The following is a 24,637-nucleotide window of genomic DNA, read 5'->3' as shown; positions in this document are numbered from 1 at the left end:
CTCGACCACCAGTGGGCAGGACTGGCCGACATCCAACGCTGGGCCGGCCACAGCGACCTCTTCGACACCGCCATGGTCTTCCAGAACTACCCCGTCGACGAGGGCGACCTCCGGCCCGATCCGGACGCGGGACGGCTGCGGGTGACCTCCGCCGAGATCAAGGGCGGCACGCACTTCGCGGTGAACGTCGTGGCGACGATGCGCGGAACCGAACTGTCCTTCCGCGTCGACCACCGCCCCGACCTCTTCGACGCCACCTACGCCCACGGCCTGGGCGAACGGGTCCTGCGCGTCCTGGAAACCCTGACCACGCACGGCGACCAGCCGGTGGGCCGACTCGACACCCTCGACGCTGCGGACCGCGAACGGGTCCTGGTGGAATGGAACGGCGACGACACCGACCACGCGGACACTCCCCTGCACGACCTCTTCGCAGCCCAGGCCGCACGGACACCGGACGCGATCGCGGTCACGGACGAGAACGGCAACAGCCTTACGTACGGGGAGCTGGACGGTCGGACCAACCAGGTCGCCCGTCACCTGATCGCCCGGAACGTGCGGCCCGAGCAGTTCGTGGCACTGGTCCTGCCGAAGACGGCCGACGCGATCGTCAGCATGCTCGGCGTGCTGAAAGCCGGTGCCGCGTACCTGCCCGTCGACCCCGACTACCCGACCGACCGCATCACCCACATCCTCACCGACGCCGAACCGGCACTGACCCTCACGGAACCCGTCGCAGCCGAGGTACTTGCCACGTATGCGGACGACCCGCTCACGGATGAGGAGCGCCGGTCCCCGTGGTCCACCCGCCACGCGGCCTACATGATCTACACCTCGGGCTCCACCGGCCGCCCCAAGGGCGTGATCATCGAACACCACGCCCTGGCCACCTACCTCCACCGAGCCCGCACCGCCTACCCGGCCACCAGCGGCGCCACCCTGCTGCACTCACCCCTGGCCTTCGACCTCACCGTCACCGCCCTGTGGACCCCATTGACCAACGGCGGAACCGTCCACCTCACCAGCCTCGAAAACAGCACCCACCAACCGACACTGATCAAGGCCACACCCAGCCACCTCGCCATCCTCAACACCCTGCCGGCGACCGTGTCCCCCACCCACACCATGATCCTCGGCGGCGAAGCCCTTCACAGCGATCAACTCACCACCTGGCAGAACGCCCACCCCCACACCCGGGTCATCAACGCCTACGGGCCCACCGAGAACACCGTCAACGCCACCGAATACCGCATCCCCGCCGACGGGGCTTCCGACGGGCCCGTCCCCATCGGCCGGCCGTTCACCAACACCCGCGCCTACGTCCTCGACAGCGCCCTCCGACCCGCAGCCCCCGGCACCAACGGCGAGCTCTACCTCGCCGGCCACCAACTCGCCCGCGGCTACCACCACCGCAGCACGTTGACCGCCGAACGCTTCACCGCCAACCCCTACGGCCCACCCGGCAGCCGCATGTACCGCACCGGCGACATCGCCCGCTGGACCCACGACGGCCAACTCCTCTTCACCGGCCGCGCCGACCACCAAATCAAACTCCGCGGCCACCGCATCGAACTCGGCGAAATCGAAGCCGCACTCACCACACAACCCGGCATCCTCCAAGCCACCGTCCTCCTCCGCGAGGACCAGCCCGGCGACCAACGACTCGTCGCCTACTTCGTCCCCACGGACGGTGCCACCCCCAGCGCCGACCACCTCAAGCAGCAGCTCGCCGAGCGTCTGCCGGACTACATGCTTCCCTCCGCTTTCGTCACTCTCGAAGCGCTCCCCCTGACCCCGAACGGCAAGCTGGACCGCCAGGCGCTCCCCGCACCCACCTACACGGGCTCCGTCGCAGGCCGCGCACCCCGCAGCCCCCGCGAGGAAATCCTCGTATCCCTGTACGCGGAGATCCTGTCCCTGCCGCACCTGACGATCGACGACAGCTTCTTCGACCTCGGCGGGCACTCACTCCTCGCCACCCGCCTGGTCAGCCGCATCCGCACCACCCTCGGCGCCGAACTCTCCATCCGGCAGCTCTTCGAGACCCCCACCATCGCCGCCCTCGCCACCGCCCTCGACCGGGCGACCGACGCCCGTACGCCCCTCACCGCCCAACCCCGCCCCGACCACATCCCGCTGTCCTACGCCCAACAGCGCCTCTGGTTCCTGCACCAACTCGAAGGCGACAGCTCGGCCTACAACATCCCCACCACACTGCGCCTGACCGGTCGTCTCGACACCGATTCGCTCGAACTGGCGCTCCACGACCTCGTCGCCCGCCACGAGAGCCTGCGCACCACCTTCGCCGAGGACGAGGAGCACGGTCCGCACCAGATCGTCCGGCCCGTCGGTGACGCCGTCGTGCCGTTCACGGTCCGCGAGGCGGACGCGGACGACGTCTCCGCCCTGATCGCCGAAGCGACCGGTCGCGGCTTCGACCTGACGTCCGAGATCCCGATCCGGGCCTCGCTCTTCCGCATCACCGACGAGGAACACGTCCTCCTGCTCCTCATCCACCACATCGCCGGCGACGCCTGGTCCCGCACCCCCCTCGCCCACGACCTCACCACCGCCTACACCACCCGCACCACCAACAACTCAGCCCCCCACTGGGAACCGCTCCCCGTCCAATACGCCGACTACGCCCTCTGGCAACGCCAACTCCTCGGCAATGACAACGACCCCACCACCACCGCCGGCCAACAACTCACCCACTGGAAAAACACCCTCCACGACCTCCCCGAACAACTAGACCTCCCCACCGACCGACCCCGACCCCCCACCGCAAGCCACGCCGGCGACCGCATCACCTTCACCATCCCCACCACCACCCACCAACAACTCACCGAACTCGCCCGCACCACCCACACCACCCCCTACATGGTCCTCCAAACCGCCCTCACCACCCTCCTCACCCGACTCGGCGCCGGCACCGACATCCCCATCGGCACCCCCATCGCCGGCCGCACCGACGACGCCACCGACCACCTCATCGGCTTCTTCGTCAACACCCTCGTCCTCCGCACCAACACCAGCGGAAACCCCACCTTCCGCGAACTCCTCACCCGCATACGCGAAACCGACCTCACCGCCTACGCCCACCAAGACCTCCCCTTCGAACGCCTCGTGGAAGCCCTCAACCCCACCCGCACCCTCTCCCACCACCCCCTCTTCCAGACGATGCTGACGTTGCACAACACCGAGGGTGCGCGGGCGCGTTCGGAGGTGCCGCGGTTCGCCGGGCTTCGTGCGCGGGTGGAAGGGGCGGAGGGGGCTTCTGCGCGCTTCGACCTGTCGTTCGCGTTGGCCGAGCGGTTCGGTGCGGACGGTGGCTGCGAGGGCATGTCGGGCAGCGTCACGTACAGCACGGACCTGTTCGACCGGGAGACCGTGCAGGGGATCGCGGACCGGCTGGTGCGGGTGATCAGTGCCGGGGTGGCCCACCCCCAGCGGACGATCGGGCAGTTGGAGATCCTCAGCCCGAGCGAGCGGCAGGCGCTCCGCGGGTGGGGCGGGACGGCCGGCCCGGCGCCCGAGGCGTCGGTGTCCCGGCTGGTCGAGCGGCAGGCCGTGCTGACCCCGCGGGCGCCGGCGCTGGTGTGCGCCGGTGTCACCCTCTCGTACGCGGAGCTGAACGCGCGCGCCAACCGGCTGGCCCGGCACCTCGTCGCGCGGGGCGCGGCCCCGGGCCGGTTCGTGGCGGTGGCGCTGCCGCGCTCCGCGGACCTGGTCGTGACGTTGCTCGCGGTGCTGAAGTCGGGCGCCGCGTACCTGCCGCTCGACCCGGGATATCCGGCGGACCGCATCGCGTACATGCTCGACGACGCGGCGCCGGCGATCACCGTCACCGAGCCGGTGTCGGCTGAGGAGGTGGCGGCGTACGAGGGCACCGATCTGGCGGACGCCGAGCTGCGGACGCGGGTGCTCGGCGCGCATCCCGCGTACGCCATCTACACGTCCGGGTCCACGGGCCGCCCCAAGGGTGTCGTGGTGCCCCGGGCGGCACTGGACGCGTTCCTCGACGCGGTGGGGCGGCGCTTCGCGCCGGGCGTCGGGGACCGGCTGTTGGCGGTCACGACGGTCGGCTTCGACATCGCCGGTCTGGAGCTCTTCCTGCCGCTGCTGCACGGTGCCGCGGTGGTCCTCGCGGACGAGGAGACGGCCAAGGATCCGGCGGCGCTGCTGCGGACGGTCGCCGACTCGGGGATCACGCTGCTCCAGGCGACGCCCAGTCTGTGGCAGGGGTTGGTGGCCGCGGACCGCGGCGAGCTGGCCGGGGTGCACGTGCTGGTGGGCGGTGAGGCGTTGCCGGCCGAGCTGGCGCGGACGTTGGGCGGGCGGGCGCGTTCGGTGACCAACCTGTACGGGCCCACGGAGGCGACGATCTGGGCGACGGCGGCCGAGGTGTCGCGGCCGGGTCCCGCCGGGCCGGTCATCGGACGGCCGTTGGCCAACACGTCGGCGTACGTGCTGGACGCGGCGCTGCGGCTGGTGCCCGTCGGGGTGCCCGGCGAGCTGTACCTGGCGGGGGCGCAGCTGGCGCAGGGCTACCACCTGCGTCCGGGGCTGACGTCCGAGCGGTTCGCCGCGGACCCGTACGGGCCGCCCGGCGCGCGGATGTACCGCACCGGGGACCTGGTGCGGCGGGAGCGGGACGGTGCGTTGCGCTATCTGAGCCGGGTCGACCAGCAGGTGAAGCTGCGCGGGTTCCGGATCGAGTTGGGTGAGGTCGAGTCGGAGCTGGTGCGGCACCCGGGTGTCGCGGAGGCCGCGGTCCTGGTCCGTGAGGACCGGCCGGGTGACCAGCGGCTGGTCGGGTACGTCGTCGCGGACGGCCCGGAGCCCACCCCCGCGGCGTTGCGGGATCATCTGCGGCGCGGGTTGCCCGAGTTCATGGTGCCGACGGCCCTGGTGTTCCTGGGCGGGCTGCCGTTGACGCCGAACGGGAAGCTGGACCGGGCGGCGCTGCCCGCGCCGGACCGGGGGGCCGAGCCGGTGGGGCGGGGGCCGCGCGATCCGCGCGAGGAGATCCTGTGCTCGCTGTTCTGCGAGGTCCTGGGTCGGACGCGGGTCGGCATCGACGACGGCTTCTTCGACCTGGGCGGGCATTCGCTGCTCGCGAGCCGGTTGGTCAGCAGGATCAGGACGGCGTTGGGCGTCGAGCTGTCCGTGCGGCAGTTCTTCGAGACGCCGACGGTGGCCGGGCTGTCGGGTGCGCTCGACACGGCGTCCGGGGCGCGGGCTCCGTTGGTGGCGATGCCACGGCCGGAGCGCGTGCCGCTGTCGCCGTCGCAGCAACGGCTGTGGTTCCTGCGGCAGTTCGAGGGACCGTCGGCGACGTACAACCTGACGACCGCATTGCGGTTGACCGGCGCGTTGGACCGGGAGGCGCTGGAGCGGGCCGTCGATGACGTGGTCGCGCGGCACGAGAGCCTGCGGACCGTCTTCGCGGACGACGAGCGGGGTTCGCATCAGATCGTGCTGCCCGCCGATCTGGTCCACCGCCCCCTGGACGTCACGGACGTGACGGCGGAGGACCTGGACGAGCGGCTGGCGGAGGCGACCGGGCACGTCTTCGACCTGACCGGTGGGATCCCGTTCCTGGCGCGCCTGTTCCGGCTGTCGGACACGGAGCACGTGCTGCTGTTGCTGATCCACCACATCGCCGGTGACGGCTGGTCGATGGCTCCGCTGGCCCGCGACCTGACGGCGGCGTACGCGGCGCGCGGCGCGGGCGGCGCGCCCGGGTGGGCGCCGCTGCCCGTCCAGTACGCCGACTACGCGCTGTGGCAGCACGAGCTGCTCGGTGACGAGGCGGACCCGGACAGCACGGCGGGCGTCCAGCTGGCCTACTGGAAGGAGGCGCTGGCCGGTCTGCCGGAGCAGTTGGAGTTGCCCACGGACCGGCCGCGTCCCGCGACGGCCGGCTACTGCGGTGACCGGATCCCGTTCACGGTTCCGGCGGCGTTGCACGCCCGGCTGGCGGAGCTGGCCCGGGCGGCGCACGCGAGCCCCTTCATGGTGGCGCAGGCGGCGTTCGCGACGTTGCTGACCCGCCTGGGCGCCGGTGAGGACGTCCCGATCGGCACGGCGGTGGCCGGGCGTACGGACGAGGCGACGGAGGACCTCATCGGGTTCTTCGTCAACACGTTGGTCCTGCGGACCGACACGAGCGGGAACCCCACCTTCCGGGAGCTGTTGAACCGGGTCCGTAGCGCCGATCTGGCCGCCTACGCGCATCAGGACGTGCCGTTCGAGCGGTTGGTGGAGGCGATCAATCCGACGCGCAGCCTGTCCCACCACCCGCTCTACCAGGTGATGATCACCTTCAACAACACGGCGGACCCGGTCCGCGAGGGGGCGCGCGGTCGCGGTTCCGCGGCGGGTGGTGACGTCCTGCGCGACGCGACGCGGCTGGCCGCCCGGACGGGCGTCGCGAAGTTCGACCTGTCGCTCACCCTCGGGGAGAGCCACGACGCGTCCGGCGCGCCGGCGGGGATGCGGGGTTCGTTGGAGTACCGGACGGAGCTGTTCGACCGGGAGACCGTCGAATCGATCATCTCGCGGCTGCTGGCCGTGCTCGGTTCGGTGACGGCGGATCCGGACCTGCCGATCGGCGGGATCGGTCTGCTGGATCCGGCCGAGCGCCGGCAGGTGTTGGAGGAGTGGAACGACACCGCCCGGCCCCAGCGGGAGGCGACCCTTCCCGAGTTGTTCGAGGAGCAGGTGGCGCGGACGCCGCTGCGTCCGGCGCTGTCCGCGGACGGGACGACCCTGTCGTACGAGGAGCTGAACGCCCGCGCCAACCGGCTGGCCCGGCTGCTCGTCGCGTCGGGGGCCGGACCGGAGCGGATCGTGGCGCTGTGCCTGCCGCCGTCGGTGGACCTGGGGGTGGCGGTCCTCGCGGTGTTGAAGAGCGGCGCGGCGTACCTGCCCGTCGATCCGTCCGCGCCGCCGGAGCGGGTCGCCGTGATGGTGGACGACGCCCGTCCGGTGTGCGTGCTGACCGCGGGCCGGCTCCCCGAGGGGTTGTTCCCGGACGGGTTGCGCCGGCTGGAGCTGGACGGTCCGCAGGTGCGCGCCGAGGTCGCCGGGCAGGCCGCCCACGACCTGGGTGACGCGGACCGTACGGGTCGGCTGTCGCCGTGGCACGCGGCGTACGTCATCTACACGTCCGGGTCGACGGGCCGCCCCAAGGGGGTGGTCGTGGAACACCAGCCGGCGGTCAACTACCTTGCGGTGTCGACCGAGTTGTATCCGGGGGTGGGCGGGCACGCGCTGTTGCATTCGCCGCTGTCGTTCGACCTGACGGTGACCGGTCTGTTCGCGCCGCTGCTCAGCGGTGGCTGCGTGCACCTCGCGGACCTGGAGGAGCTGCACGAGCGGCACCTGGCGGGCGAGGTCCCCGAGGGCCTGCCGCAGATCACCTTCCTGAAGGCGACGCCGAGCCACCTGCCGTTGATCACCGAACTGCCCGGGGTGTACGCGCCGCGGGGAGACCTGGTGCTGGGCGGCGAGTCGCTGACGGGCCGGGCGGTGCGGACGGCGTTGGAGGCGCACCCGGGGATGACCGTGCTCAACGAGTACGGGCCGACCGAGACCATCGTCGGCTGCACGACCTGGCGGGTGGGTTCCCCCGCGGACCTTCAGGACGGGGTCCTCACCATCGGCCGGCCGTTCCCCAACACCCGGATGCTGGTCCTGGACCAGTTCCTGCAGCCCGTGCCGGCGGGCGTGCCCGGGGAGCTGTACGTCTCCGGGGTGCAGCTGGCGCGCGGCTACCTGGCGCGGCCGGGGCTCAGTGCCTCCCGGTTCGTCGCGAACCCCTTCGAGGGGCCCGGGGAGCGGATGTACCGCACGGGTGACATCGTCCGCTGGAACCGGCGCGGTGACCTGGAGTTCATCAGCCGGGTCGACGACCAGGTGAAGATCCGCGGGTTCCGGGTGGAGCTGGGCGAGGTGGAGTCCACCCTGGCCCGGCACCCCGGGGTGTCGGAGGCGGTGGCGGTGGTCCGCGAGGACCGGCCGGGCGACCGGCGTCTGGTGGCCTACCTGGTGGCCGCGGAGGGCGCCGGTGGGCTCGTGGACGCGGAGGAGCTGCGGGCCTTCGTACGGGACGCGCTGCCGGACTACATGGTGCCGTCGGCGTTCGTCGCGCTGGACGTGCTGCCGCTGACGGGCAACGGGAAGCTGGACCGCAAGGCGCTGCCCGCGCCCGACTACGGGCAGCGCTCCACCGGCCGGGCGGCGGACGGTCCGGTCGAGGAGCTGCTGTGCCGGCTGTTCGCCGAGGCCCTCGGGTTGGAGTCCGTCGGCGTCGACGACGGCTTCTTCGACCTGGGCGGCGACAGCATCCTGTCCATCCAGCTCGTCAGCCGGGCCCGCGGGCAGGGTCTGACGATCTCCGTCCGGGACGTGTTCGAGCACCAGAGCGTCGCCCTGCTCGCCGAGTCCCTGGCCCGGGCGGACGGGGATCGGCCGCAGGGCTCGGACGCCGAGGTGTTCGGGCCGACCGGTCCGGTCCCGCCGACGCCGATCATGGGCTGGCTGCGGGAACTCGGCGGTCCGGTCGCCCCGTTCAACCAGTCGGTGGTGGTGGCGGTGCCCGCCGGGCTGAACGAGGACCGGCTGCGGGGCGCCCTGCGGACGCTGCTCGACCACCACGACGCCCTGCGCCTGCGGGTGGCCCCGGACTGGACGATGGCCATCCCGGAGCCGGGGGTTCCGACCGTGGAGGCCCTGCTCACCCGGCACCGCGCCCCCGGCCTCGACGGGGCCGGGTTGCGGACGACGGTCACCGAGTTGGCCGCCGCCGCCCGCGACCGGCTCGACCCCGAACAGGGCCGGATGCTGGAGGCCTGCTGGCTCGATCGCGGGCCGGAGACCGACGGGCTGCTCGTGCTGGTCGCGCACCACCTGGTGGTCGACGCCGTGAGCTGGCGGTTCCTCGTACCCGATCTGGCCGCCGCCCACGACGGCCGGCCGCTCGCCGAGGGCGGCACCGGCTGGCGGCAGTGGGCCGAGACGCTGCGCGACCTCGCGGCCCGGCCCGCCACGGAGGCGGAGACCGACCACTGGCTCCGTACCCTCGACCACACCGCCGCCCTCACCCTCGACCCGGTCCGGGACACGCACGCCGGGGCGGGGCAGGTCACCCTGGACCTGGACGCGGAGACCACCGAGGCCCTGCTGACCTGGGTGCCGGGCGTCTACCACGCGGAGATCAACGACCTGCTGCTGACCGCGTTCGCGCTGGCCGTCGCCGACTGGCGGCGCACCCGGGGCGAGGACCCGGGGGCGCCGGTCGTCGTCGACCTCGAAAGCCACGGCCGGCACGAGCACTTGGCGGCCGGCGCCGACCTCACCCGTACTGCGGGCTGGTTCACCTCGATGCACCCGGTGCGGCTGGACCCCCGGGTCGGCGGGGACTGGGCGCGGGTGTGGGACGGCGGCCCGGCGGCGGGCCGCGCCCTGAAGCAGGTCAAGGAGCAGCTGCGCGAGGTGCCGGGCGACGGGGTGGGCTACGGCCTGCTCCGGTACGTCAACCCCCGGACCCCGGAGCCGCTGGCGGACCTGCCCGCCCCCGAGTACGGGTTCAACTACCTGGGGCGGTTCACCGGCGGCCGCGAGGTCCGCGAGGGCGGGCCGGCGCCCGCGTGGGGCGTGGTGGGCCGGGGGGTGGCCGGGCAGCACCCGGACACCGCGCTCGGCCACCCGGTGGAGCTGGTCGCCGGCGCCCACGACACCGAGCACGGGCCGCGGCTGCACAGCGTGTGGACGTACGCGGCGGGCCTGCTCACCGAGGACGCGGTCCGCGGGCTCGGCGAAGGCTGGTTCAGGGCGCTGAAGGCGCTGGTGGAGCACGCGGGTCGGCCGGAGGCCAGTGGCCTGACGCCCTCGGACGTGTCCCTCACCTCGCTCAGCGCGGACGACATCTCACGGCTCGAAAGCGAATGGGGTTCCCTCTGATGGCCAAGTCAGGTCTGGAAGACATTCTTCCGCTCTCTCCGCTCCAGGAGGGAATGCTGTTCCACAACCTCTTCGACGCCGATGAGCTGGACGCCTACAACGTCCAGGTGTTCATCGAGCTCGAAGGCCGCGTCGACGCGCAGCGGCTGCGCGGCGCCACCACGGCGATGCTGAGGCGGCACTCGAACCTGCGCGCCGCGTTCCGGCACGAGGGGCTCAAGCGGCCGGTGCAGCTGATCCCCCGCGAGGTGGTCGTGCCGTGGCGGGAGGAGGACCTGAGCGCGCTGCCGGCCGACCGGCGGGAGGCGGCGGCGGAGGCCCTCGCCGACGAGGACCGCTGGACCCGGTTCGACCTGGGCAAGCCGCCGCTGATCCGGTTCACGCTGATCGGGTTGGGCGGCGGCCGCCACCGACTGGTGATGACGAACCACCACATCCTGCTCGACGGCTGGTCGATGCCGGTGCTGCTGCGCGAACTGCTCACCCTGTACACGGTGCACGGTGACGTCACGGCGCTGCCGCGGGTCCGCCCCTACCGCGAGTACCTCACCTGGCTGGACGCCCGCGACCGGGACGCGGCCGAGGCCGCCTGGACGGAGGCCTTCGAAGGGTTCGACACCCCGAGCATCGTGGCGCCGGAGCGGGGGGCGCTCACGGCCGCCCCGCAGCGGATCCACTTCGTGGAGGACGAGGCGTTCACCGCCGCGCTGACCCGGTTCGCCCGCTCCACCGGGGTCACCGTGAACACCGCGATCCAAAGCGCGTGGGGCCTGGCCCTGGCCCATCTGACGGGCCGGGACGACGTGGTGTTCGGCGTGACGGTCAGCGGCAGGCCGCCGGAGCTGCCCGGCATCGACACGATGGTCGGCCTGTTCATGAACACGCTGCCGCTGCGCGTGCGACTGCGCCCGGCGGAGCCCCTCGCGGACCTGCTGCGCCGGGTGCAGCGCGAGCAGGCCCGACTGATCGACCACCAGTGGGTGGGCCTCGCCGACATCCAGCGCTGGGCGGGCTCCGGCGAGCTGTTCGACACCGCGATGGTCTTCGAGAACTACCCGCTGAACTCCAGTCGCGGCCGGCCGCCGGGCACGGACACCGCCACCGACCTGCCCACCGTCCTGAAGATCCACTCCAAGGACCAGATGCACTACCCGCTGGGCCTGCTGGCGCTGCCCCGGGACAACATGCTCCGGTTCTCCCTCGGCTACCTGCCGCACCTGTTCACCGCCGAACGGGTCGACGAGGTGATCGCCGTGTTCCGGCGCGCCCTGCGGGCCATGGTCGAGCAGCCGCAGGTCCCGGTGGGCGCCGTCCCCCTGCTGGACCCCGCCGTGCGGGCCACCGTGCTGGAGCGGTGGAGCGGCTCCGACTACGAGCGGGCCCCGGAACTGTTCACCGACCTGTTCGAGGAGCAGGTGGCGCGCACCCCGCACGACCCGGCCCTGATCGCGCCCGACGACACCCTCTCGTACGCCGACCTCAACGCGCGCGCCAACCGGCTGGCGCGCCGCCTGGTCCAGCTCGGCGTCGGCCCGGAACGCCTCGTCGCGATCGCCGCGCCGCGCTGCATGGACCTCGTCGTCGGCATGCTCGCCGTCCTCAAGGCCGGTGGCGCCTACGTGCCCGTCGACCCGGCGTACCCGGCCGACCGGATCCGGCACATGATCGAGGACTCCGATCCGGTGCTCGTGCTCACCACCGCCGAGGTCGACGCCCGGCTGGGCCTCGACAGCGGCGCCCCGCTGACGTTCGTCATGGACGACCCGATGCTGCCCGGCACGCTGCGGGAGCACTCCGCCGCCGACCTGCGCGACCCGGAACGCGCCGCGCCGCTCGGCCCGCACCACCCGGCGTACGTCATCTACACCTCGGGCTCCACCGGCCGCCCCAAGGGCGTCCTCGTCGAGCACCGGGCCCTGTCGGCGTTCGTCAGGCACTGCCGGGAAACCCAGGCGCCCGACGTGTCGGGCCTGTCGGTGATGCAGGCCTCGGCCTCCTTCGACCAGAGCGTCGGCTCGCTGCACGCCCCGCTGATCAGCGGCGGCTGCGTCCGGCTGTCGGACCTGGAGAGCCTGGCCGAGACCGCCGTCGCCGAACCGGACTTCCAGCAGGCCACGTTCATGAAGGGCACCCCCTCGCACCTGGCGCTCCTCGCGACCATGCCGGAGTCCGTGTCCCCGTCCGGGCTCCTCACCCTCGGCGGCGAACAGCTCCTCGGCGAACACCTCTCGCCGTGGCGCGCGTCGAAGCCCGAGGTGACCCTGGTGAACGTCTACGGCCCGACCGAGGCCACCGGCCACTGCCTGGAGCACTGGATCCGGCCCGGTACCGAGGTACCGGCCGGCCCGGTACCGATCGGCACCCCGCACCACGGGGTCCGGCTGTACGTCCTGGACGCCGGGCTGCGCCCGGTGGGCCCGGGCGCCGACGGCGAGGTGTACCTGGCGGGGGCGCAGCTCGCCCGCGGGTACCTGGGCCGCGGCGGGCTGACGTCCGAGCGGTTCACCGCCAACCCCTTCGGGGGGCCGGGCAGCCGCATGTACCGCACGGGGGACGTGGCCCGCTGGAACGACGACGGGCAGCTCGTCTTCGTCGGCCGCGCGGACGACCAGGTCAAACTGCGCGGGTTCCGCATCGAGCTGGGCGAGATCGAGTCCGCCGTCGCCGCCCAGCCCGGCGTGCTCCAGGCCACCGTCCGGCTCCGCGAGGACCGTCCCGGCGACCAGCGGCTGGTCGCGTACGTGGTGCCCGACCGCGCGCTGTGGAACGAGGACGCCGCCCGCGCCGGGCTCGCCGAGCGGCTGCCCGACTACATGCTCCCCTCCGCGCTCGTCGCCCTCGACGCGTTCCCGCTGTCCCCGAACGGCAAGCTCGACCGCAGGGCCCTGCCCGAACCCAGCTACGCGGCGCGGGCCGCGGGCCGCGCACCCCGCAGCCCCCGCGAGGAAATCCTCGTATCCCTGTACGCGGAGATCCTGTCCCTGCCGCACCTGACGATCGACGACAGCTTCTTCGACCTCGGCGGGCACTCCCTGCTCGCCACCCGCCTGGTCAGCCGCATCCGCACCACCCTCGGCGCCGAACTCTCCATCCGGCAGCTCTTCGAGACCCCCACCATCGCCGGCCTCGCCACCGCCCTCGACCGGGCGACCGACGCCCGGACGCCGCTCACGCCCCAGCCGCGGCCGGAGCGCATCCCGCTGTCGTACGCGCAGCAGCGCCTGTGGTTCCTGCACCAGCTCGAAGGCCCCAGCCCGACCTACAACATCCCGACCACGCTCCGACTGACCGGCCCGCTCGACGCGGACGCCCTCGAAGCGGCCGTCAACGACCTCGTCGGCCGGCACGAGATCCTGCGCACCGTGTACGCCGAGGACGAGCACGGCGCGCGTCAGGTGGTGCTCGACCCGCGGAGGGCCCGACTCGACCTCGTACGGGCCGACACGACGGAGGCGGACCACGAACGGGACTGCGCGGCGGCGGCCCGGCACGCATTCGACCTGACGTCCGAGATCCCGATCCGGGCCTCGCTCTTCCGCATCACCGACGAGGAACACGTACTCCTGCTCCTCATCCACCACATCGCCGGCGACGCCTGGTCCCGCACCCCCCTCGCCCACGACCTCACCACCGCCTACACCACCCGCACCACCAACAACTCAGCCCCCCACTGGGAACCGCTCCCCGTCCAATACGCCGACTACGCCCTCTGGCAACGCACCCTCCTCGGCAACGACACCGACCCCACCACCACCGCCGGCCAACAACTCACCCACTGGAAAAACACCCTCCACGACCTCCCCGAACAACTCGACCTCCCCACCGACCGACCCCGACCCCCCACCGCAAGCCACGCGGGCGACCGCATCACCTTCACCATCCCCACCACCACCCACCAACAACTCACCGAACTCGCCCGCACCACCCACACCACCCCCTACATGGTCCTCCAAACCGCCCTCACCACCCTCCTCACCCGACTCGGCGCCGGCACCGACATTCCCATCGGCACCCCCATCGCCGGCCGCACCGACGACGCCACCGACCACCTCATCGGCTTCTTCGTCAACACCCTCGTCCTCCGCACCAACACCAGCGGAAACCCCACCTTCCGCGAACTCCTCACCCGCATACGCGAAACCGACCTCACCGCCTACGCCCACCAAGACCTCCCCTTCGAACGCCTCGTGGAAGCCCTCAACCCCACCCGCACCCTCTCCCACCACCCCCTCTTCCAGGTGGTCCTCTCCCTGCAGAACACCGGTCCGCGCGGACCCGAGGCGCAGGGCGCTCCGACCCTGCCGGGCGGGCTGACGATCTCCCGGGCCGGCGGGACGGCCACCGCGGCCAAGGTCGACCTGGGCTTCTCGGTGTCGGAGCGCCGCGACGCGGACAACGCCCCGGCCGGTATCGGCGGCGTCCTCGACTACAGCACCGACCTCTTCGACCGCTCGACGGCGCAGGCACTGGCCGACCGGTTCGTCCGGGTGCTGGTCGAGGCGGTGGCGAACCCCGCCCAGCCGCTCAGCCGCATCGACGTCCTCGGCCCCGAGGAGCGCGGACGGGTCCTGCGACAGGCGGCGGGACCGGCGAAGAACCTCGCCCCGACCGACTTCGCCGCGCTCTTCGAGGAGCACGTCCGCCGGCGCCCCGACGCCGAGGCGCTCGTCCTGCGCGCGGAGTCACTGACCTACGCGGAGCTCAACGCGCGCGCCAACCGGCTGGCCCGGCTGCTGATCTCGTACGGGGCCGGTCCCGAACGCCTCGTCGCCCTGGCGCTGCCGCGCTCCACCGAACTGGCCGTGGCCGTGCTGGCCACCGCCAAGGCCGGCGCCGCCTTCCTGCCCCTCGACCCGGGGCACCCCGCGGAGCGGATCACCGGCACCCTCCAGGACGCGGCCCCCGTCGTCCTCGTGACGGCCGGTGCCACGGGCGCCGCGCTGCCCGCCACCGACGTGCCCCGCCTGGTACTGGACGACCCCGCGACGGCCGACCTGCTCGCGGCCCGGGCCGCCGCCGACCCGGTCGACGCCGACCGGACGGCCCCGCTCAGCCCCCTCCACCCGGCCTACGTCATCTACACCTCGGGCACGACCGGCCGCCCCAAGGGGGTCACCGTCACCCACGCGGGCCTGCCGGGCCTGGTGGACATCTTCACCTCGTACGCCGGGGTCGTCCCCGGCAGCCGGGTCCTGCACCACCTGTCCCCCGCCTTCGACGGCGCCGTCTGGGAACTGTCCATGGGGCTGCTGACCGGATCGACGCTGGTCATCGCACCCCCGGAGACCGTTCCCGGGCGCGAGCTGGCGGAGCTGGCGGTCCGCGAATCCGTCACCCACGCCGCTATCCCGCCGGCCATCCTCCAGCTGATCCCCGAAGGGGCCCTGCCCGCCGGGATGACCCTGGTCGTGGCCGCCGAGAGCTGCCCGCCCGAGCTGGTCCGGCGCTGGTCCGCGGGCCGGCTGATGCTCAACTCGTACGGCCCGTCCGAAGCCACCGTCTGCGCCACGATGAGCGGCCCGCTGACCGCCGCGCTCACCCCGCCGATCGGCGGCCCGGTGGCCGACACCTCGGTCCACGCCCTGGACGAAGCCCTCCAGCCCGTGGCGCCCGGCGTCCCCGCCGAGCTGTACGTGAGCGGCCCCGGCCTCGCCCGCGGCTACCTCGGCCGGTCCGCCCTGACCGGCGAACGGTTCGTCGCGAACCCGTACGGGCCGCCCGGCAGCCGCATGTACCGCACCGGGGACCTGGTCCGCTGGAACCGGGACGGCCAGCTGGAGTACCTGGGTCGCACCGACACCCAGGTCAAGCTGCGCGGCATGCGCATCGAGCCCGCCGAGATCGAAGTGGCCATGACCCGCCTGCCCGGCATCGCCCAGGCCGCGGTGCTGGTCCGCGAGGACACCCCCGGCGAGCGCCGGCTCGTCGGCTACGCGGTCCCCGAGCGGGGCTTCGCCGCCGACCCGGCCGAGTTGCGCCGGCGGCTGCGGGAGCTGCTGCCCGAGTACATGGTGCCCGCGGCGGTCACCGTCCTGGCCGCGCTGCCGCTCACCTCGAACGGCAAACTCGACCGGCGCGCCCTGCCCGTGCCCGCCCACCACGCGTCGAGCGGCAGGGCCCCGCGCACCCCGCGCGAGGAGGCCCTGTGCCGGCTGTTCGCCGAAGTGCTGGAACGGGAACTGGTCGGCCCCGACGACGGTTTCTTCGACCTGGGCGGGCACTCCCTGCTGGCGGTCCGGCTCGTGGAACGGGTCCGGGCCGAGCTGGACGTGGTGATGACCGTGCGGGACCTGTTCGCCGCGCCGTCCGTCGCCGACCTCGCGGCGCGGATCGCCGCCGGCGGGGCCCGGGAGCCGATGGAGCGCCTGCTGCCGCTGCGGGCCTCGGGCTCCGAACGTCCCGTGTTCTGCGTCCACCCGGGTTCCGGGATGAGCTGGTGCTACTCGGGTCTCGTCCGCCACCTGCCCGCCGAGATCCCGCTGTACGGGATCCAGGCCGCCGGGCTCGACGGTGACGGCGTCCTGCCCGCCACCTTGGAGGAGATGGCCGCCGAATACGCCGACCTGATCCGACAGGTCCAGCCCGAGGGCCCGTACCGACTGCTCGGCTGGTCGCTCGGCGGGAACGTCGCCTTCGCCATGGCCGACGAACTGCGCCGGCGCGGCCAGGAAGTGCAGCTGCTGACCCTGTTGGACTCCTACCCGCGGCGCCCGGCCGCCGGCGCGGAACCCTCGCTGGCCGAGGTGTTCGCCCACAACCTGCGCGACTCCGGCTTCGACGTGACCCCGGAGGAACTGGCGGGCGGCGCCTTCCCGGCGGCCCGCTACCGGGAGTTCCTGCTCGCCGCCGGCGACCCGATGGGGCGGCTCGAAGCGGACGAACTGCGTTCGGTGCTAGACGTGTTCATGAACAACGCGGGGCTGATGCGCGGCCACGTCCCCGGCCACTTCGACGGCGACGTGCTGGTGGTGTCCGCGGAGCGGGTGTCCGCGGACAAGGCGGCCCGCCGCGACGCCCGGTCGTGGCACCCCCACGCCACGGGCCGGATCGACCGCGTCGGCGTCGACTCGGACCACCTCGGGCTCGTCCAGTCCGACGACGCGCTCGCCCGGATCGCCCGTGCCCTGACCGAACGGCTCCTGCCGACCGAAGGAGACACCGCCATGTCCCGTCCGAACGAAACGGCCTGATGCCATGCCCCTCGTACACGTCAACGGCATCCGGCTCCACTACTACGACGACCACCCCGCCGCGGCGGGGGACGCCGGCCGCACCGCGCCCGCCGTCCTGCTCATCATGGGATCGGGCAGCAAGGGCCGCGCCTGGCACCTGCACCAGGTGCCGGCCCTGGTCCGCGCGGGACTGCGCGTCATCACCTTCGACAACCGGGGCATCGCCCCCAGCGACGAGTGCGCGGGCGGCTTCGGCCTCGCCGACCTCGTCGCCGACACGGCCGCGCTCATCGAGGAACTGCGGCTCGGCCCCTGCCAGGTCGTCGGCACCTCGATGGGCGCGTACGTCGCCCAGGAACTCGCCCTGGCCCGCCCCGAACTCGTCGACCGTCTCGTCCTGATGGCCACCCGGGGACGCGCCGACGCGGTCCGCAGCGCCCTGTCCCGCGCCGAGATCGAGCTGTACGACGCGGACGTACGGCTGCCCGCCTCGTACGAGGCCGTCATCGAGGCGATGCAGATGCTGTCGCCGACCACCCTCGACGACGAGCAGCGGGCCCGTGACTGGCTCGACCTGCTGGAACTGACCCGGTCCTCCGGGCCCGGCAGCCGGGCCCACCTGGGCATCACCGTGGGCTCGGACCGGCGTCCCGCCTACCGGGACATCCGGGTCCCGACCCGGGTCATCGCCTTCGAGGACGACCTCATCTCACCGCCCCGGCTCGGCCGGGAGGTCGCCGAGGCGATCCCCGGAGCGGAGTTCGAGGTCCTGCCCGACTGCGGTCACTACGGCTACCTGGAGCAACCGGAAGCCGTCAACAAGAGCCTCATCGGCTTCCTGCGGACGTGAGGAGCACACCGTGCTGAAGGCGAACCCCCACCCCCTGCCCGGCCTGGCCGAGGGCGAGCGGGAACTCCTGGACCTGGTCCTGGAGGTGTGCCCCGCGCTCCGACCGGCCTCGATCGTCTACCGCAGCCGCACCTCGCTGGTGGTCTCCGGCGAACTGGACGGTACGGAGGTGGTCGCGAAGGTGCGCACGCCCGAGTGGCGCCGGCAGAGCCTGCGCGAGATCGAGGCGTACGACCTGTTCGACGTGTCACCGCCGCCCGTGGCGGTCCCCCGCCGCTTCGCCTCCGACCGGGAGCTCGCGGTCCTGGTACTGGAACGACTGCCCGGCGGAGTCGTCGCACCGGAGCGGTTCCCGGCCGCACCGGTGCCCGACGCCGACCTGACGGGGGTGCTCGACGCCGTGCGGCGGCTGCGCGGCTGGCGCCCCGACGTGCCCGCGTCCTGGCAGGTCGACTACCGGCCGATGCTGGACGGCGTCACGGCCCGCGGCGACCTCGACCCGGCGCACGCGGCGGCCGTGGCGCGGCTGCTGGAACGGGCCGGGCCGCCGCGGGAGATCGGGCACGGGGACCTCGTCCTCGCGAACGTGGTGCGCACCGCCGGCGGGCCCGCGCTGATCGACTGGGCGAGCGCGGCCGTGTTCCTGCCCGGCGCCGACCTGGCCCAACTGTGGCTGCTGCTGGGCGAGGTGCTCGGGGCCCGGGAGCGGATCGACGCGGTGGCCGCCGGCCCCGGGGTCCCCCCGGCGGAGGTCGCCGGTTTCCTGGTGAACCTGACCCTGCTGCTCTACCGCGAGCGGCGGGCCCACTCCCGCTTCACCGACGGGGCGTCGCGGGCCCGGGCCGCCCGGCTGGACACCGCCTGGGACCTGGTCCGCGAGCGGGTCGGGGCCGTCGCCCCCTGACGGGGACGGGCAGGTCGTACGCGCAGGGGCCGCCCGGACCGCCGACCGGGCGGCCCCTGCGCGTGCGCGGGCTCCGGCGGATCCGGCGGGCGGTGGCGCAGGACGGCCCACACCACCTCCAGGCCGAGACCGGCGACCACCGCGAAGCCCACCGCCGTCCAGGTCGCCGCGGCGCCGGCGGGGGCGATCCGGAAGAAGTCCCGCAGCGGCGCCACCAGCAGCACGGCCAGGAACACCAGGCCGGCGCCGGCTGCCAGCAGCAACCCGCGCGTCCCGAAGGGCCGCAGCAACAGGGCCAGCACCCACAGGCCGACCAGGAAGAGGCCGAGCAGCCCGGCGGCGGCCGCCGGACCCGTGTCCCCGCCGCGCACCGGCCCCGCCGCCCCGTACGCGGCGCAGGTCGCCGCCGCGATCAGGGCGCCCGCGGGCACCGCGAAGCGCAGCCCCCGGCCGGCGAAGGGCGTGGCCAGTTGGTCCGTGCCCCGCCCCCGGACGAACACCAGGAACAACGCCGGGAGGAGCACGACGAGGGAGGCGACCAGGGCGTGCTGTCGCGGCAGGAACGGGTACGGGATCCCGCCGGCGACGACGGCGAGGGTCAGCAGCGCCCCGTACACCGCCTTGGTCAGGAAGAGGACGGCGATCCGTTCGACGCCGCCGATGAGTCGCCGGCCCTCGGCGACGACGGCGGGCAGCGCCGGCAACGCCGGCCCGAGCAGCACGAGGGCCGCCGTCCCGCGGGCGGCGGCCGTACCGGCTCCCGAGGAAACGGCGGTGTCGGCCTGCCGCAGCACCGGGAGGTCGTCGACGCCGTGCCCGACCACGGCGACGCGGTGACCGCGCGCCCGGAGCCCGGCGACGAACTCGGGCCCGCGGCCGGGGCGCGAGGGGACGGCGGCCGGCGGGTCGGTCACGCACCGTTCGGGCAGGGGACGTTCGGGCAGCGGGTGGTCGGGCTCGGCCGGTTGGGCCGGCGGCCGCGCGGACCGAGGCGCTCCGAGCGGCGGCGCTCCGGACGGGAAGGCTCCGGGCAGCGGCGCTGCCGCCAGGAGCGCTCCGGGCAGGAGCGCTTCGGGCAGCGTCCGCAAGGTGACGCCCTGCCCCGCCAGGCGGCGCCCGGCCTCGGCGGTCTCCGGGGCGGCCCGTGGCGCGACGGCCACCAGCGCGACGGGTTCCGCGCTGTCGGGCACCGCGTCCGGGTCGGCGAGGAGGGCGGCGAGGCCCGCCCCGGACCGGGCCAGGACCAGGACGTCCAGCCCCTTGGCCCCGTACGCGTCGGCGACGACGCGCAGCGAGTGCCAACCGGGCAGCAGCGCGTCGGGCGCGCCGAGCAGCCACGTCCGCGGGCCGGCGTCACCCCCCTCGCCGCCGGTGACGCTCACACCGCTCCACCCGGGGTGCGGAAACGGTCCGCAGGTCCGCCCCGCGACGGCGGGAGCGGCGTCGGGCCCGGGCGGCGGGAAGCGGGCGGCGACGGCCCGCAGCGTCGGATCGGCGGTGTTCCCCGTACGGCTCAGGAGCCCCAGCACGGCGGCGACGGGCGCCCCCTCGTCCAGGACGTGCACCGCCGCGACCTCCCGCTCGGCCCGCACGGCAGGGGTGTCGGCGCCCAGGACGACGGTGTCCACCCGCCCGATCCCCTCGATCCCGGACGCCCCGCGCACCAGGCACCGGCGGCGCCCCAGGCGCACGACCGCCGCGGAACGGGCCATCGACGTGAACAGCACCAGGCCTCCCGGAAGCATCGGCAGCAGTGCGCTGACCATCTGGCGGACGGCTTCCCCCGGGTCGCTCCGGCCGACCACCCACTGGCCCACGACCGCGACGAGCGCCGCCGGCACGACCAGGTACCGGGTCTGCGCGAGCTGCCGGCGCAGGCTCCGGTCGAGCACGGAGTCCGCGGGATCCGGGGGAGGGTCGCCGGGCCGGCCCCCGTCACCGGCGCCGGCCCGGGCGGCGCGGGCCCCCGCGTCGGTGACGGCGTACGCCCCGGTGCCGGCGAGGACGAGGGCGCCCGACCGGACGGCGTCGCCCCGCTGCTTGACCACCGGGTCGGCCTCGCCCGGTACCGCGTGCTCGTCGATCTCCAGATCCGCCGCACCGACGATCGACCCGTCCACCAGGATCCGGTCCCCCGGCCCGACCTCGACGACGTCGTCCACGACCAGGTCCCGGACGCCGACCGACACCGGTTTCCCGGCGCGCCGCACCACCGGCCGGTCCTCCGCCAGGACGGCGAGCCGGTCCGTGGTCCGCCGGGCCCGCACCCCCTGGAACACGCCGAGGGCCGTGGCGGCCAAGGTGACGACGACGAACACCGCGTCCTGAACGGGGCCGGTGACCATGACGGCCAGGCACAGCAGGCCGCAGAGCGCACCGGCGGGGGTGCGCAGGTGGGCCCGTACCACCGCGCGCACCGCGCGCGGGTCGGATAACGACGACGGCCCGGACCGGCGGGAACCTTGCCCGGCAGCGCTCCCGCGTCGTCCGCTCATGAGTCCCCTGCTCCACGTTCCCGAGGGCCGGAACCGGTCGGCCCCGGCTGAACGTACGGTACGAAACGGGCCCCGCACCACCGCCGAAGGGCAGTCCCCGACCCTGACTTCCGTCAGGGTTCCGGGGGACCGCCGGCGACCCGGGCGCGCTACTTGATCAGCAGCTGGTGGCTCGCCAACTCCCGGTAGAGGGGGCTGCTGTCGGTGAGTTCGTGGTGGCTTCCGGTGGCGACGACCTCACCGTGTTCGAGGACCACGATCTGGTCACTGTCCACGACGGTGGACAGCCGGTGCGCCACCACGAGCAGGCTGCGGTCGGCGATGACCTCGTTGATCGCGTTCCGCATGAGCGCCTCGTTGCGGGCGTCGAGGTTGCTGGTCGCCTCGTCGAGCAACATGATCGGCGGCGAGGCCAGGAAGGTCCGTGCCAGGGCCAGCCGTTGGCGCTCCCCGCCGGAGAGCAGCACGCCGCCCTCACCGACCTCGGTGTCCAGGCCGAGGGGGGCCCGCAAGATCACCTGCTCCAGGTTGACCGAGCGCAGCACCCGGCGCATGTCCTCGTCCGACGCCCCCGGAGCCGCCAGGGACAGGTTGTCCCGCACGGTTCCCGCGAGGACGGGCGCCGACTGCTCGACGTAGCCGAGCGAGTGGCGCAGCTCCGTGCGCGGCAGTTCGCGTACGTCGGTGCCGCCGACCCGGACCGCGCCCGAGGTGACGTCGTAGAACCGTTCCACCAGGGACAGCAGGGTGGACTTGCCCGCCCCCGAGGGGCCGACCAGGGCGGTGCGGGTGCCGCGGGCGACGGTCAGCGAGACGTCGCGCAGGACGGTTTCGCCGTTGCCGTAGCCGAAGGAGACCCGGTCGAACTCGATCGCGGGCGCGGCGCCGGCCGGCGCGGCCGGGGCGGTGCGTTCCCGGACGGTCAGGGGCGCGCGGCCGGCGAGCCGGACGGCGGCGAGGTCCGCGGGGCCGGCGACGTCGCTCTCCTGGGGCAGCACCAGCACCTCCTCGATGCGCTGGAGGGCTCCGAGGCCGGTCTGGAGGCGGGCGTAGCCGTTGAGGGCCCGGCCGAGCGGGAACCAGAGCATGAAGAGGAAGAGGACGAAGGCGACCAGGTCGCCGACCTGGATCGCGCCGGCGGCCACCCGGGCGCCGCCCAGGCCCAGGACGACCAGGAAGGCCAGTTGGATCGTCGTGGAGGTGATCGGGTTGATCATCGCCTGGAGCTTGGCGATGCGCATGCCCGCGTCGAAGGCGTCCTCGGCGTAGCCGTCCACGGCCCGCTCCTCGCGCTCCTCGGCGCCACTGGCGCGGATGGTGCGCACCGCGGAGATCGCCCGCTCGACGGCGGCGGTCATCTCGCCGATGCGGTCCTGTGCGTCGCGGGAGGCCCCGCGGACCCGCCGGGCGAGTCCGAGGACCCCGGCGACGCCCAGCCCGATCCCGAGGGCGGTGGCCGCGAACAGGGTCGGGTCGATGACGAACATCATGCCCGCGGAGCCGACGACCATCAGGACGTTGGTGACGGTGTCGAACAGGCCGGAGGTGACCACCGCCCGCAGCAGCGTGGTGTCGGAGCCGACCCGCGACAGGAGGTCGCCGGTCCGTCGCCGGTCGTACTCGATGATCGGCATCCGCAGCAGCCGGGCCACCAGTCGGCGGCGGGCGGTGAGGACGAGGCCCTCGGCGGCGCGCTGGAGCAGGTAGTCGCGGAAGCCGCTGAGCACGGCCACCACCAGCAGCGCCGCGACGAGCAGCGCCACCAGCGATCCGACCGGCCGCTCCGCCTCTATGTTGGCCAGCACCTCACGGGTCATGACCGGCTGGCTGAGGGTGAGCAGGGTCGTCGCCAGGGACAGCACGGCGACGGCCCCCAGGGTGCGCCAGCGCCCCTGGAGGTAGGGCAACAGGGACCGCAGTCCGACGTCCTTGACGGGTGGTGGCGCCTGGGGCGGAACCTTCCGGGGCGGCTGCGTCGAGGTGTCCGGAGCGGACGGCCTCACCGGGGTCTGCATGCTCGTCATCGCACTCCAACTCATCGCTCGCTGCCGGCGGCCGGTGGGCCCGCCCCGGCGGGGGGTACGGCTACGGAAGGTCTCCCAGCACGTATCCGTCGGCCGGTCGCAGTCCTCGTGAGCGACGCAGGTCGGTCATCACGAAGGTGCGTTGCAGCCAACGGTCGGTGCCGTCGTATCGCGGGGTGAACTCGGTGCGTCCGTGCACGGTGACCCGGTTGTCGACGATGGCGAGTTCGCCGGGGCGCAGCCGGTGGGTCGCCGCGTGCCGGTCGAACTGCTCCTGCAGGACGCGCAGCGCCTCGGCGGCCCGCCCGGTGACCGCGGTCGTCGCGGACAGGTCGACGCGGACGTCGGGGTCCTGCGGGTCCCCGCTGAGCACCGGCGCCGGTTCGGCCCGGTAGTCGTCCATGCCGAAGGACGGCGGCGGCTCGGTGATGAACTCCGCCGCCCACAGGGCCTCGACGGTCGCCGCGGACAGCAGCGGCAGCACCTGACGGATGCTCGCCGTACGCAGTCCCGCCCGACCCTCGGGGTCGGCGCGCAGGCACAGCAGCATCACGAAGTCGGGCCGGTGCTCGTGGAAGACGTTCTCGTTGTGGAACGTGAGCAGCGTCGAGCCCGCGTTGCCCTGGAACTCCTCCATGCCGGGGACGGGTACGACGTCCTGGACGAGGGCCCCGCCCTTCTCCGGCCGGAACGCCCCGGGGTCGCCCAGGCCGCAGGCCACCATCAGCAGCACCGCGGCCCCGATGGACGGCTCCCGCTGGACGGACCCCTTGGCGTCGGGGGTCGCCGGGAGGTCGAGGGCGCCGACCGGAAGGCCGCGCAGGACCAGTCCGCCGTCGGGGCCCGAGTCGCGCCGGAAGTCGGCCAGCGTCCGGCGCAGGGCGACCGGCAGCTCGTGCCAGGAGTTCCTGGCGGCCGCCACCCAGTCGGGGTCGTCGGGCCGGCCCGACGCGTGGGTGACGAGTTTCCAGGCGACTTCCTCGACCCGTTCCGCGTCTTTCAGGTCGAGCGTCACGTCATAAGGATGTGCCACATACCCGGCTGTCACCGCCATGTTCAAAGCCTCCGTTCACAGGGATGTGTTTTTTCTCGAAAGCACTGGCCTCGAAAGCACTGGTCTCGAAAGCACTGGCCTCGAAAGCACTGGTCTCGAAAGCACTGGTCTCGAAAGCACTGGGGAAACGCTAGGGAAATGCGTTATCGGCCCCGTATCGACGCGACAT

7 protein-coding genes are annotated in these 24,637 nt (G+C 73.5%); 4 read left to right on the top strand and 3 right to left on the bottom strand.

The genetic code is table 11. The annotated features are described in order from the left end of the window. Positions 1-21 precede the first annotated feature (21 nt). The 4 genes from AB0D46_RS02885 to AB0D46_RS02870 are packed head-to-tail and all read left to right on the top strand — an operon-like array spanning position 22 to position 18,895. On the top strand, positions 22-9,969 hold the full coding sequence (locus AB0D46_RS02885) for an amino acid adenylation domain-containing protein (protein WP_362875476.1): 9,948 nt from the start codon (positions 22-24) through the stop codon (positions 9,967-9,969). After that, positions 9,969-17,159 (top strand): amino acid adenylation domain-containing protein, encoded by a 7,191-nt coding sequence (locus AB0D46_RS02880; protein WP_362875446.1) that lies wholly within the window; start codon positions 9,969-9,971, stop codon positions 17,157-17,159. Before AB0D46_RS02885 ends, AB0D46_RS02880 begins: the two co-directional genes overlap by 1 nt. A 4-nt stretch (positions 17,160-17,163) precedes the next feature. After that, complete coding sequence (locus AB0D46_RS02875) at positions 17,164-17,991, top strand: alpha/beta fold hydrolase (RefSeq protein WP_362875445.1); 828 nt, start codon at positions 17,164-17,166, stop codon at positions 17,989-17,991. A 10-nt stretch (positions 17,992-18,001) separates the two neighbouring features. Then, positions 18,002-18,895: a phosphotransferase gene (locus tag AB0D46_RS02870; RefSeq protein WP_362875444.1), complete on the top strand. Its 894-nt coding sequence runs from the start codon at positions 18,002-18,004 to the stop codon at positions 18,893-18,895. Here AB0D46_RS02870 and AB0D46_RS02865 read toward each other — a convergent pair. From AB0D46_RS02865 to AB0D46_RS02855, 3 genes are all read right to left on the bottom strand, one after another. Then, positions 18,778-21,312, bottom strand: coding sequence for a cation-translocating P-type ATPase (locus AB0D46_RS02865; RefSeq protein WP_362875443.1), 2,535 nt, complete (start codon positions 21,310-21,312; stop codon positions 18,778-18,780). The two genes, AB0D46_RS02870 and AB0D46_RS02865, sit on opposite strands and share 118 nt — an antisense overlap. 227 nt (positions 21,313-21,539) lie before the next feature. Further along, positions 21,540-23,414 (bottom strand): ABC transporter ATP-binding protein, encoded by a 1,875-nt coding sequence (locus tag AB0D46_RS02860; RefSeq protein WP_362875442.1) that lies wholly within the window; start codon positions 23,412-23,414, stop codon positions 21,540-21,542. Between the two features lie 61 nt (positions 23,415-23,475). Then, positions 23,476-24,468 carry a clavaminate synthase family protein gene (locus tag AB0D46_RS02855; protein WP_362875441.1) on the bottom strand — a complete coding sequence of 331 codons (993 nt, stop codon included), beginning with the start codon at positions 24,466-24,468 and terminating at the stop codon, positions 23,476-23,478. Positions 24,469-24,637 lie beyond the last annotated feature (169 nt).

This window comes from Streptomyces sp. NPDC048383 (assembly GCF_040651775.1).
Lineage (GTDB): Bacteria > Actinomycetota > Actinomycetes > Streptomycetales > Streptomycetaceae > Streptomyces.
Note: the sequence above shows the minus strand (reverse complement) of the source record. Positions and strands in the feature narration are given on the sequence as shown.